The sequence below is a fragment of the Polyangium fumosum genome (assembly GCF_005144585.1).
Taxonomy (GTDB): domain Bacteria; phylum Myxococcota_A; class Polyangia; order Polyangiales; family Polyangiaceae; genus Polyangium; species Polyangium fumosum.
This window is the reverse complement of record NZ_SSMQ01000096.1, coordinates 25,173-37,533: the sequence shown is the minus strand read 5'-3', so window position 1 is coordinate 37,533 and position 12,361 is coordinate 25,173. Positions and strand designations below refer to the sequence as shown.

9 protein-coding genes are annotated in these 12,361 nt (G+C 69.9%); 3 read left to right on the top strand and 6 right to left on the bottom strand.

Annotated elements, in window-relative coordinates; genetic code table 11:
• The coding region (locus tag E8A74_RS46970) for an MYXO-CTERM sorting domain-containing protein (RefSeq protein ID WP_232380053.1) at positions 1-195 on the top strand (195 nt) is incomplete at its 5' end.
• 88 nt (positions 196-283) lie between these two features.
• On the opposite strand, the gene E8A74_RS46965 is transcribed toward E8A74_RS46970, so the two are convergent.
• The 3 genes from E8A74_RS46965 to E8A74_RS46955 form a co-directional block, all read right to left on the bottom strand.
• Positions 284-2,515, bottom strand: a complete 2,232-nt coding sequence (locus tag E8A74_RS46965; protein ID WP_136935708.1) for an FG-GAP repeat domain-containing protein — start codon at positions 2,513-2,515, stop codon at positions 284-286.
• 101 nt (positions 2,516-2,616) lie between these two features.
• Positions 2,617-2,865: a hypothetical protein gene (locus tag E8A74_RS46960; protein ID WP_136935707.1), complete on the bottom strand. Its 249-nt coding sequence runs from the start codon at positions 2,863-2,865 to the stop codon at positions 2,617-2,619.
• Between the two features lie 387 nt (positions 2,866-3,252).
• Positions 3,253-3,618, bottom strand: coding sequence for a hypothetical protein (locus tag E8A74_RS46955; protein WP_136935706.1), 366 nt, complete (start codon positions 3,616-3,618; stop codon positions 3,253-3,255).
• A gap of 116 nt (positions 3,619-3,734) precedes the next feature.
• On the opposite strand from E8A74_RS46955, the gene E8A74_RS46950 reads away from it, so the two are divergent.
• Together E8A74_RS46950 and E8A74_RS46945 are read left to right on the top strand one after the other, a co-directional pair.
• Positions 3,735-5,279 (top strand): choice-of-anchor L domain-containing protein, encoded by a 1,545-nt coding sequence (locus E8A74_RS46950; RefSeq protein WP_136935705.1) that lies wholly within the window; start codon positions 3,735-3,737, stop codon positions 5,277-5,279.
• Positions 5,280-5,566: 287 nt separating this feature from the next.
• Positions 5,567-7,390, top strand: a complete 1,824-nt coding sequence (locus E8A74_RS46945) for an HTH domain-containing protein (protein ID WP_136935704.1) — start codon at positions 5,567-5,569, stop codon at positions 7,388-7,390.
• A gap of 270 nt (positions 7,391-7,660) precedes the next feature.
• On the opposite strand, the gene E8A74_RS46940 is transcribed toward E8A74_RS46945, so the two are convergent.
• The 3 genes from E8A74_RS46940 to E8A74_RS46930 are packed head-to-tail and all read right to left on the bottom strand — an operon-like array spanning position 7,661 to position 12,335.
• Positions 7,661-9,181 (bottom strand): di-heme oxidoreductase family protein, encoded by a 1,521-nt coding sequence (locus E8A74_RS46940; protein ID WP_170229910.1) that lies wholly within the window; start codon positions 9,179-9,181, stop codon positions 7,661-7,663.
• Positions 9,172-10,644: an RCC1 domain-containing protein gene (locus E8A74_RS46935; RefSeq protein ID WP_170229909.1), complete on the bottom strand. Its 1,473-nt coding sequence runs from the start codon at positions 10,642-10,644 to the stop codon at positions 9,172-9,174. The genes E8A74_RS46940 and E8A74_RS46935 overlap by 10 nt, the downstream gene beginning before the upstream one ends.
• Positions 10,641-12,335: an RCC1 domain-containing protein gene (locus tag E8A74_RS46930; RefSeq protein ID WP_136935701.1), complete on the bottom strand. Its 1,695-nt coding sequence runs from the start codon at positions 12,333-12,335 to the stop codon at positions 10,641-10,643. The genes E8A74_RS46935 and E8A74_RS46930 overlap by 4 nt, the downstream gene beginning before the upstream one ends.
• Between the last annotated feature and the right edge of the window lie 26 nt (positions 12,336-12,361).

Genomic DNA, 12,361 nt, shown 5'->3' with positions numbered 1-12,361 from the left:
GGCGCCGGTGGCGCGGGTGGTGCCGGCGGCGCGGGCGGCGACGCTGGCGCCGGCGGCGCGGGTGGCGGGGGACCCGACGACGGCGGTTGCGGCTGCCGGACGGCGCCCGGCGCGGACGAGGGTCCCGCGGGCTCGCTGCTCGTGGTGCTCGGCGCGCTCGGCCTCGTGATCGGGCGGCGGCGCAAGGCCGCATGAGAAGCCGCGGGCCCGTCGTGGGCCCGCGCGGATAAGGAAAAGGGCGGGCCCACGTGGGTCCGCCCTTTTCCTTATCGCGCAGGGAGAATCAGTTCAGGTCGCCGCACTCGACGCCGCCGAGCGTGGCGCCGTTGTTGTCTTCGAGGCATTCGTTCAGGCCGCCCTCTCCGGCCTCGTCCTTGTCGACCTCGACGTAGAACGACATGACGACGTCGCTCGCCAGCGTCTTGTAGGGCATGACGACGAGCTCGTACTGGCCGGGCAGGAGTGCCTTCGTGGTGGTCGTTTCGCCGATGAACGTGCCGTCCGGGCCATTGCCCCGGTAAAACCTCACCTTCACGCCGGGCGGGACGCCGTCCGTGCCCTTGTTTTGCACGAACGCCCGGAGATCCACGCCGCCCGGGCAGGGGGCGAGCGAAGCTTCGAGGCTGACCTGGAGGTCGGGGGCATTGAAGACGCCGGCGCCCTGGTTCGACTGGCGGTAGTTGTTGAGGCCGAAGGGGCTGATCCAGCTCGCGGACTCGGGCGAGGGCACGGTGCCGTTCGCGTTCACGTTCGTGAGGTGGTAGGCGTGCTGGTTCCAGATCTTGCGCGTCCGCACCCAGTTGTCGTCCGCGTCGCCGTAGACGTAGATGCCGTGCCGCAGGCCGTTGGCGCCGTAGGGGCAGCCGTTTTGTCCATTCAGGTGGAAGAGGTCGTTCGCCGCGAGCACGACCTCGGTGTTGTTGTCGCCGTCGACGTCGGCGACGACCGGGTACTCGTGGATCGTCGCCGACGGATTCTTCTCCTCGAAGAGCGTGTCCCCGGTGGCGCCGTCATAGACGCGGAAATAGCACTCGTCGTTGTAGACGACCTCGGCCGCTCCGTCGCCCTGGAAATCGAAGACGCTCGATCCGGTGCGGTTCGACGAGCCGTCCTGCGTCGTCTTTTGCCATTTCACGCTGAGCGTCGCGGTCTCGCCGGCCTCGAACTCGAAGACGGAGTACGCCGTGCCGTTCGCGGCCGCGATCTCCGGGCGGCCGTCGGCGTCGAAATCGGCGATGGTCGGGGGGCCGCCGAGGCCATTGCCGGGCATCTCGACGCTGGCGATGACCGCGCCGGTCGTCGGGTTCTGGACACGCACGGTGTCGTTCGAGACCACGACGAGCTCGGGCTTGCCGTCGAGGTCGAGATCCGCGATCGCGGGGTAGCCGTCGCTGAGCGCGGCTTGCTCCCAATACGTGGTGCCGTCGGACCGGAGCGCTTTCTTGCCGCTCACGATCTCCTGCGGCATCACGCCGTCGAGGTCGGCGATGATGCTGACGGCGCCGTAGGTGCCCGTGTTGGCCCCGAAGAACGCGCCGCCGTTGAACCGAAGGACGCCATTCGCATCGAAGACGGCGCCGCCGACGACGATTTCGGGTTTGCCGTCCCCCTCGAGGTCTGCGATCGCCACCGTGGCCGAGTCGAGCGCCACGGTCCAGTTCGTGGTGCCGTCCGCTTGCTTGGACGTCCATTTGACCTTGCCGTCGTGCTCGAACGCGATGAGCCCGCCGCCCGCCTTGCCGGTCACGATCTCGACGAATCCGTCGCCATCGATGTCGGCCGCCGCCGGCGTCACGCGCGGCTGCACGCGGTTCGCGTCGGCGTACACGTCCACGGCCGCGTCCCATTTCTCGATGCCGTCCTTGCCATTCAAGGCGCGCAGGTAGGCCGTCTGGCTCGCGTTGAAGTTGTTCGACGTCACGATCACCACGTCCGGGGTGCCGTCGTTCTCCAAATCGACGACCACGGGCATGTTGATGACCTGGTGGAACGCCGGGAAAATGGTGCTCTCCGTCCAGGACCATTCCAGCACCGGCTTCAGCGGTCCGGGCGGCGGCTTGTATTCGCAGGTCGCGGCGCCCGGGGGCGGCTGCGGCAAGCAGACGCCGAGCGTCGATTCGCAGAACTCGCCCTCGGCGCAATCGGCCCAGTCGAGGCAATTGCCGCCGGGCTGGGCGCATTGATCCGCCACGCAGACCTCGCCGGCCCCGCAGCACACCGAGAGATCGGCGCCGCAACGGACGTTCGTGGCGCAGGCCGGCAAGCAAGCGTCGATCACGCACTCGGAGCCCTGCGCGCAGCAATCACCCGTGCCGCAGACGATGCCGGACGGGCATCCCGGGACGAACACGCCGCCCGATCCGCCGTCCCCGCCCATTCCACCGCCGGCCGTCCCCCCCATTCCCCCCGCGCCGGCCATTCCCCCCGCGCCCGCGGTGCCCGCGGTGCCACCGGCCCCCGTCCCCTCACCGCCGCCGCTGCATGCGGCCACGCCTCCGAGGGCCAAGATCAACATCCCACCAAGCGCCTTCATCGTTCTCCGCATCTTCCAACCTCCAAGAAGCGGAAGGAGAACGGGGACGGAAGTGCGCGTCAAGTCGTGTGGATGCCCGTTCCCTACGTTCGTTCGCGATCCGGCGGAGTGCCGGGCGGCGTGGGTGTCGCGCCTGTGTGCGTGCTCGTACGGGCGCGAGGTCGGATCGCGGCGAGCCGGGCGGCCGCGCCTTCGAGGGCGGCGGCTGCGTCGTGGAGCGCGGCGGCGGCGCCGGAGAGCGCGGCGGCGGCGTCGGAGAGGCCGGGCGCGGGAGGCGGCGGCACGCTCGGCGAGGAGCGCTTCGCGCGCAGAGGTTCGGCGCTCGGCGGCACGCTCGGCGAATGTCGGTTCGATCCGGGCGTGGGGACCTGTGTGGAATCGGGTCGACGGGATCTCCCGGGGGCCTGCGTGGCCCGCGGAGGCGTGACCCGTGGCGGGGATTGCGTCATGGGAAGGAAGCGCGAAGTGCGTCATGGGGCCCGAAAAAGGGGTCGGTGAAGGAGGTGGGCCCTGCGCTCCCGCGACGCGCTCGAAGGCGCGCACCATTACAGAGCAACGCGTGTGCCATTTTGGAAACGTTCCTTTTTCGCGCAATCGTGGCGAGGCGGCGTCGAGGGTGCACGCGGCACGGCGGTCCAGAGCGTGATCGGGCCGTCCTGCACGCGCCGGCGATAGAGGTGGCTTTGCCTCGGTGTGCGCGGACGAACGCGATGCGGGGTTCAGGGGTCGTCGTCGTCGGTGCGGCGGAGCCGCGCGCGTACGGGGGGGAGGGGGACGGTCGCGTTCGGGACGGGCCGCTCGGGGGCCTCGCGCTGGTAGGCGCCGATCGTCGCGCGGACGATGGGGGGCAGGAACACGTGCTCGAGGTCGACGCTGGCGAGCGAGGCGGCGACGGTGGCGATGCGGTCGACGAGCGGCGCGCGTTCGTCCACGAGGATGACGCGTTTGCCGCGGATGACACAGAGCCCCCCGCGCCACTTCTTGCCGCCGTCGGAGAGCGAGGGGTCGAAGGACTCGGAGCGCACGGTGATGCCCGCCTTGCGCGCGGCTTGAATGAGCTCCTGAAGGAGCCGCCCGAGCTCCATCCCCTGAGCGTACTCCCGTTCGAGGCAGACCGCGTACGTTTCCTGCGTTTCCTGATATTCTCCGGGTGGGCGACGGCGCGGGCTGCCGCCGGGGGTGTCTTCGGGAGGCTTACGTCGTGCGCTTTTCGTTTCGCTGGGGGCTCGTTCTTGTTGCGCTCGCCACGCCGGCCGTCTGGCTCGGACCGGGCTGCGGCGCGCGCACCGACATCGAGGACGACGACACCCTCGACGAGGACGAAGACGACGCCGGCCCCGACGCGCCCGGTGACGACGCGCAGCCGGACGTTTCGCCCGACGTTTCGCCCGATGTCTCGCCCGATGTCTCGCCCGATGTTTCGCCGGACGTCGTCTTCGACGTGGTGGAGGAGAGCGTCGAGGACGCGCTGCTCGACGTGGTCGAGGATGTGCCGATCGACGTCCTCGAGGACGTGCCGGTGGATGTGCCGGTGGATGTGCCGATCGACGTGCCGATCGATGTCCCTGTCGACGTGCCCGAGGACGTGCCCGAAGACGTGCCCGAAGACGTCCCGGAAGACGTGTCTGTGGATGTCCCGGTCGACGTGCCGCAGGACGTCCCGCAAGACGTGATCCCGGACGGCTCCTGCCCGGATGCCGACGGGGATGGCTACACGGTCTGCGACGGGGACTGCAACGACGCCGATCCGCTGGTGAACCCGGGCGCGTTTGACTTCCCGAACGGGAAGGACGACGACTGCGACGGCGGCATCGACAACCCGAACACCGCCTGCAGCGCGGGCTTGCAGTACACCTCGCAGGATCCGCTCGACTACGCGAAGTCGATCGAGCTTTGCCAGACGACGACGCTGAATGCGACCGGCGCGAACAAGCGCTGGGGCGTGATCACGGCGGAGCTGCGGCTCGCGGACGGCACGGGTACGCCGTTCCCGCAGTCGCACGCGATCATCACGTCCATGGGCAACGTGCTCGGCCCGCGGGCGAACCAGAATTTCGTCTTCCTCTCGACGGGGCTCGCGGCCACGCCGAGCCAGCCGTACTTCCAGTTCGGCACGCCGCAGGGCGGCACGGACACCGGCACGCAGTCGGCCACGCCCCCCGGCTTCCCGACCAACAAATCAGGATGCCCGGTTCCCTTCGCGTCCACCGCGTTCAATCCGGTCAATCTCAAGATTCAGGTGCGTACGCCTACAAATGCGAACAGTTTTGCGTTTGATCATGCGTACGGGTCGTCGGAGTACCCGGAGTATGCCTGCTCGCCGTTCAACGACCTTTGGGTGGTGCTTTTGAAGACGAACGCGCCGGGAATCGCCAACAACCGCAACGTGGTGTTCGACGGCCAGGGGACGCCCGGCTCCGTGAACCTGAATTTCTTCGATCGTTGCGTGGCCGGTCCGACGGGTTGTTTCGGCACGCCAGGGTTCAATTTCTGCTCGGGGGGCAAATCCGAGCTCGCGGGCACGGGCTACGACGACTTCGACTCGCCTTGCAACAACACGCCAAGCTCGATCGGCGGCAGCACGGGATGGCTGACCACGGAGGCGCCGATCGTGCCCGGGGAGATCGCCACGGTGGAGTTCATCGTGTGGGACTCGTCCGACGGCATCTTCGATTCGTCCACGATCCTCGACTTTTTCCGCTGGTTGCCGAGCAAGCTCGCGAACCCGAAGACGCACCGGCCTTAGCGGGCAGGCGACGCGGGTTCGTGGAAAAAAAACTCCGTCCAGGACGAACTTTCGCGTCGAGTTCGTGCGAGGGGGGAGGGTAGGGCGGGCTGGCGTGGTTGACTCGTGGATCGTCCCGTGTTATGCGGCTGTTCAGTAGCGTGTCCGGCCGAGTGGGAGCGAATGTGCGCTTCCCGGTCGTGGCGGGCAGAGGCCCAGCGCGTGGCGTCGGAACAAGGGCGGCACGTGCGACGCGCACCAAGAGGAGCGCCCCGAGTGATGGGAGCGCCCGAAGGGCTGGACAAAAGATGACGTTTACCGATGCAGCGGCCGAGGTGCTTCGCCTCGTCGGCAGGCCGCTCCACTACAAAGAGATCACCGATATCGCGATAGAGAAGAACTTGCTCAGCCACGTCGGGAAGAGCCCCGAGGTCACGATGGGCGCCCGGCTCGCCGCGATGCTCAAGAAGGACTCGTCCGACACGCCGCTCATCCGGGTGAAGCCCGGCGTTTTCGCGCTGCGGGAGTGGGACGAGAAGACGCTCCGCGCGGGTCTCGATGGCAAGAAGGGCAAGCGCGGCGGCAAACAAGAGCCTGCCAAGGCTGCCCGGCACGAGGTCGAGGAAGAGGTCAGCGCCCCGGAGGCCGTTGAAGAAGAGGCCGAAGGCGAGGCGGAGGCCGCGGAGGCCGAGAGGGACGAGGCGCCCGAGGTGATCGAGGCCGCCCCCGCCGCCCCCGTCGAGGTCGTTGCCGCCGAGGAAGACGCTGACGAGGACGACGACGAGACGCTCGTTTCTCCGGCTCCCGCGGCCAAACTCGCTCCGCCCATGCCCCGGCCGTCGGCGCCGTCGTACACGCGCGCTGCCGAGGAGGAAGAGATCGACGCTGGCCCCGCCGGCCCCGACGACGTGATGCGCGCGGAAGCGGCTGCTGGCGCCGCCGAGATGTTCGACGAGGAAGAGGACGACGATCAGCCGATCCTCGGTGGTGGGGATGAGCGCGCCGGTGGGGGCGCTGCCGATGCCGGAGGGGAAGGTCGTCGCCGTCGTCGCCGCCGTCGCCGGGGTCGCAGCACGAACGGCGAGGCGCAGGCCGTGCCGACGAGCGGAGGCGGGCTGCCTTCGTACACGGCGACGCCCGCGTTCGAGGTTCGTCGCGATGGCCGCGACCGTGACATGGGCGGCCGCGATCGGGATCGCGACGTGGGCCGGGACCGCGACCGTGACGTGGGTCGCGAGCGTGACCGCGAGATCGTGCGTGATGTGGCGCCGACCGAGGCTGTGTACCGGGGCCCGCAGGTCATCGAGTTGACCCCTGGGGAAGGTCATCCGGCGCTGGATGATCTTGCGGGTCGTGAGCTCGCCGATGCGGTGGCTGCGATCCTGTCGACGTTCGATCGCAACGCGGGTGCTGTGTCTCTGCGGCAGATCGCCGAGACGGCGCAGCGACGTGGTCGCCTCTCGGGGGATGCGCAGCTCGTGCAGTCGCAGGTGGCTGCTGCGGTGCGCGCTGACAATGCCCGGCGGATTGCTGCGGGGCAGCGGCCGCGCTTCCGGTTCGCGGGGGGCCGCGTGGCCCTGACGGACTGGCTGCTCGGCGGCGATCTCGCGCGGCTGGAGCAGGAGGCCCTCGCTGCGGTGGAGCGGTATCGCGATGGGGCTCGTCGCGCGTTCGCTCGCAAGCTCGGCGAGTTGCCGGGGCATGCGTTCATCGAGGTTTGTGTCCTCGCGCTCGAGCGTATGGGTGTTGGGCAGCTTCGCGCGGTGCGCCGCGCGGGTGCGCCTGGCGGCGAGTCGCACTTCTCGGGCGTCTTGCGCATGGGCAACGACGAGATTCGGGTGGCGATCGTGATTCGGCGCGACGGCCGCGAGGTGGGTCGCGAGCGGGTGACGGAGCTGCGCGGCTCGCTGCACCACTATGGACCGGCCACGGTCGGCTGGATCTTCACGGCGGGACAAACCTTGTCCGGCGCGCGGGAAGAGGCGTCTGTGCCGGGGACGGCGCCGATCGCGCTGTATGACGGCCTCGCCGTGGCGCGGATGTGCGAGGACAACGACGTGGCGGTCATCCGGGCGCGGCTTCCGATCGCGATTCCGGACGTCGACCTGCTCGACGCGCTCCGCGCCTCCTGATCCTGGGTGGGGGGCGCTGCCCCCCACACCTTCCCGCCCGCTCATCTGTCGCCGCTGTTCGTTTGAGCACAAATGAACAGCGGGACGCTCCCCACCCCTTCATGGGTCCTCAAACGATCGCGTTGCTGCCTCAGCGACGCCGCGAATCCATGCACCTTTGCATCGACCGCATCGCGGTTGATGCACCTGAGGTCCAGGGCTGGCCCTGGTCCAGGTCCAGGGGCGGACAGCCCCTGGTCGGGGTCCGGGGTGAAACCCCGGCGCGGCTGCTCAAAGCGAGCTGACGAACCGCAGAAGCGCTGCCCGGTCTACACCAGACATCGCGCGGAAGGACGCGCGTGCGGGTTCGGCTTCGCCGCCGTGCCAGAGGATGGCTTCTTCGATGCTTCGGGCGCGTCCGTCGTGCAGGAGCCGCGTGTGACCGGAGACGAGGCTCGTCAGGCCGATGCCCCAGAGTGGCGCGGTGCGGAAGTCGCGCCCTCCGGCTTCGTGGTCGGGGCGTTCGTCGGCGAGACCTGCGCCCATGTCGTGGAGCAAGAGGTCGGTGTACGGATAGATGTGCTGCCCTTCGACCTCGGGAAAACCTGCAAGTGCGCCGGTGACGAAGGACGGGACGTGACACGTGCTGCAACCGGCTTGCGAGAAGAGCGCCTTGCCGAGCAGCACGTCGGGCTCGGCGGCTTCGGGGCGGTGGGGTACGGCGACGAGGTGCGAGAGCACGACGATCGCGTCGAAGCGAGCTGCGTCGATGTCCAGCGTCGTGCTTGCGGCTGCGGCGCAGGCTGCCTGGAGGGGCGGGCAGTTGTCGGTCGGGTGCAGCGGGGAGGTGATGCCGATGTCCCCGAGGAAGGCCCCTGCGGTTTGTCGCGCGAGATCCGCCTCGTTTGCTTTCCAGCCGAATCGCCCGGGTGCGAGCTTTCCATCGACGGAGATGTGGTTTCTGCGGCCGCGGATTCCGTCTCCGTTTTTGTCGTGGGGGTCGGCGAGCGCTTCGATGTCTTCGTCGCGGATTGCGGCGAGCAGGCCGAGCCCGATCATGGGCTGCGCCACGCGCGGGGAGAAACGCGTGCCCTCGGCGAGCGGGCCGAAGGCTAGATCGTGGGCCGTGTAGGTCGGCTCCAGCAGCTCGTATGTGGTGCCGTCGGCATATGCGGCGGCTTTGGCTTCGTAGGCGACGGAGAACCAGCCTTCCGGCGGGACCCCGGGGATGGCCTTGTTCTGGATTTGATCGCCGTAGCGAGGATCGGGGACGAAGGTGGCGCCGTCCGCGGATGGGATCGACAGCCGCACGAGCATCGATGTCATCGGCTGGCCCGGGGGCGGCGGCGCGCCTCGGCCGCCTCGGAAATGGCAACTTCGGCAGGAGGTGCCGACGTACGTGGGGCCCAGGCCGTCGCGGTCGACTTCGCCTCCGACGGTCCAGGCGACGTCGAAGAGCGCGAGCCCGGCCTCGAAGGTCCCGAGGCGCTCCAGGGAGAGGTTTGCCGCGGGCCGCAGGAAGCTTTTTTCGTCGCGTGTATCGATGGTCGTGTCGCCGCCGGGGCGCTCTTCGCCGGGCTCGAAGGCGGCCGGCGTGGCTCCGCCTGTGCCTCCGGTGCCGCCAAGACCGCCGCCTGCGCCTGCGGCGCCACCAACACCGCCGCTGCCAGGTCCGCCGCCCGATGCGCCCGCCCCGCCGGGGCCCGAAGCCGAGCCGCCGGGGCCCGCGGGGGCCTCGTCGGAGCACGCCACCCCGAGCGGGATCACGGCGAGGAGGGCGATCCGACGCGCCGCGCGGAGGCTCACGGCCACGGCACCACGACAGGTATGCTCGATCGTTCTGGGCCTTCGGGCGGCAGCGGGAGACCGAGCTGCCCGCTCGTATTCGATCCCCACGCCTGGAGGCCGCCGCTTTCGTCCACGGCCACGCCGCCGGTGAGGCCTGCGGAGATCGCGCGCACGTGGCCAAGGAGGCTGGGCGTCGGCTTGGTCCGCAGGTTCGTGTCGCCCACGCCGAGCTGCGCGAGGCTGTTTTGCCCCCAGACGAGGTGCTCGCCGCTCGCCAGTACGACATGGCTCGTATTTCCCCGGGCGCCGAGCGCGATCGCGGGGCCGGGGAGCACGAGGGGAACGGGCTGCGGCTTCGAGGCCAGGATCCCGGCCGATCCGTCGCCGAGCTGGCCACTCGAACCGAGCCCCCAGGCGTAAAGCCCGCCGGCAGCGGTCAAGGCGAGGACATGGTCCCGCCCGGCGGCCACGTCCACGATGTCCACGAGGTTCGGGACGATGAGCGGATCGGGGTGGGGCGAGGCGTCCTCGTCGCCGAGGCCGAGTTGCCCTTCGTCGTTCGAGCCCCACGCGTGCACGAGGCCCTTCGTGTCGACCGCGAACGACGCGTCGTCGGAGGCGGCGATCGCGACGATCCCGTCGAGCGGGACCTCGACGACGCCTGCATGGCTCTCCGTGTCGCCCGTGCCGAGCTGGCCTCGGTTGTTGAGCCCGGCGGCGAAGAGCCGGCCGTCCGCGCGCAGGAACAAGGCATGGCCTCCGCCGGGCGCGATTGCCGCGATGTCCTCGAGCCCTGGCACGGGCTCGAAGGCCGATGGTCCTCCGGGAGCCTTGAATACGTGCCCTTCGGCGTCGAGCGCGAAGAGCGTGTCTCCATTTTCGGCGACGGACACGAGCGCGGTCGGCGCGTCCTTTTTGGCGGGGGTCGGGTCGCCGCCGCCCCATTGCACGAGGGTCCCGTCCCGGAGGGCGAACATCGTGTCGATGGAGGTGGTCACGAGGCGCCCGCCGTGGAGATTTCCCTCCACGGTCGACGTTTTTCCCGACGCCGAGACGATCGTCACGACAAACACATTCGCGCCGCGCACACGTGGCAGCCGGAGCCGCGCCGTTCCTGTGGTCACCGTCGTATCGATCGATTGCTCGTCGGTGATCGCCTCGCCGAGCGCGAGCCGGAGCGTCGCGCCGCCTTCCGGCACGGAGAAGGCGACATCCACGTCCACATGGCGTCGCTCGAAGGCCAGCCCGGGCAGGGGGCTCACGAGCGTGAGAACGACCTTTTCGTCCGGATTCGAGCCTCCGCCTTCCCCGGTCGAGCTCCCGCCGTTCCCGCCGCTCCCACCGCTGCCGCTGCTTGCGGCCGTGCCCCCTGCGCCCGCCGCGCCGGTCGAGCCCGCGGCGGTCGTCGTGCCTGCCGGCGGATCGTCGGAGCACGCGACCGCTACGACGCTGGCGAGCGTGCACAGGGCGAGCGCGCGGAGCCTCATGGCTGCGTCACGAGCCCCGGCGTCGGGTAGGCCCAGTTGTTGAGCAGGTTCGGCCGCCCGAGGCTGCCGTTCGTGCTCCATCCCCACGTGTAGACCGCGCCGTCCGGCGTCAGCCCGATTGCGTGGGTCGCGCCGGGGTCGATGTCGAGCGTCGCGGGCAGCGCGAGCGGCGCGTCCGGCGCGCTCCGATCGACGGTATCGTCCCCGCCGATGCCGAGCTGCCCATTGAAGTTTTGCCCCCAGCCGGCCGCGCTCGCGTTCTTCCGGGCCGCGAAGCTGTAGTTTCCATCGGCGAACACCGCCGCCGCGTCCCGCAATCCCACGACGGCCGTCGGCGAAAGCACGTCCGCGTCCGCGCCGCTCATTCCATTGCCGACCTGGCCGCTCTGGTTGAGCCCCCAGGCGGCGACCGTCCCGTCGGCGCGTAACGCGAGCACGTGATCCCGCCCGGAAGCGAGGTGCACGACGTCGGTCAAGCCCGGCACCTGGACCGGCATGGGGTGCGGATCGGTGTCGGCGGTCCCCTGGCCGAGGTTACCGTATTGGTTCCTCCCCCAGGCCCAGACCGTGCCGTCGCGCCGCAACGCCAGCGAGTGCTTCGATCCGCCGACGATCTGAATGACATCGTCGAGCCCCGTGACCACCACGGGGTAATGGCGGTCCTCGGCCGTGCCGTCGCCGAGCTGCCCGGAGCTATTGTCGCCGAACGCGCGCACCGTCCCGTCGTCGAGCAAGACGAGCGTGTGATCGTAGCCGAACGTCGCCGCGAGGACGCCGGTCAGGCTCGGGTTTTGCGTGGCGATTTCGCGTTTGTCGGCATCGGGCATGCCCGGGGCGCCGAGGCCGAGCCGGCCGTCGGTGTTGGTTCCCCAGACGAACAGGACGCCGTCCTTGCGGAGCGCCAGCGATTGGTTCTGGCGGAGATCGATCGCCGTGATCTCCTCGAGGCCGGGCACGAGCACGGGCTCGAAGCGCGACGTCGTGTCGCCGACGCCGAGGCCGAGCTGACCGAGATTGTTGCGGCCCCACACGGCGACCTTGCCCGCCGTGATCGCGCCGGTGTGGGAGCCACCGGCGCCGAGCCTTCGTTCGAACGTCACTTCGAGCGGCACCTCCGTCCGGTTGCCCGCCAGATCTTCGGCGGCCACGAGGAGCGTGTTTTTCCCGCGGGTCGGCCGCTCGTCCACGGCGCCGTCGAACACCGGCACGCCGCTGCTCATGTCGAGGGTCACGGCGGGGGCGCCGTTCCACGTGTATTCGACCTTGGCCAGGCTGCCTGGATCCTCGGCGTGCACGGAGACGTGGAGGCGCGCCGTGCGGAGCAGGGCGCCGCTTTGGGGGCCTCCGAGCGTCACGATGGGCGGAGTCGTGTCGGGGGGAGCGCCGCCCCCTTCGCCGCCGGTGCCGCCGACGCCTCCGCTGCCGCCAATGCCTCCGCTGCCGCCAGCGCCGCCAGCGCCGCCAGCGCCGCCGCTACCGCCAATGCCACCGCTGCCGCCGGCGCCGCCAGCGCCGCCAGCGCCGCCAACGCCGCCGCTACCGCCAATGCCGCCGCTACCGCCGCTGCCTGCGGGCGCTGATCCACCTGCGCTGCCCTGTCCAGGGCCCGCTTCTCCTTCGTCGCTGCAACCAGCGCCTGTGCAAAGCACCAGCGCCGACGCCAGCGCCCATGCAAGGAAGCCTGTTCTCATCCCGTACCTACCTAGGATGCCGAGGC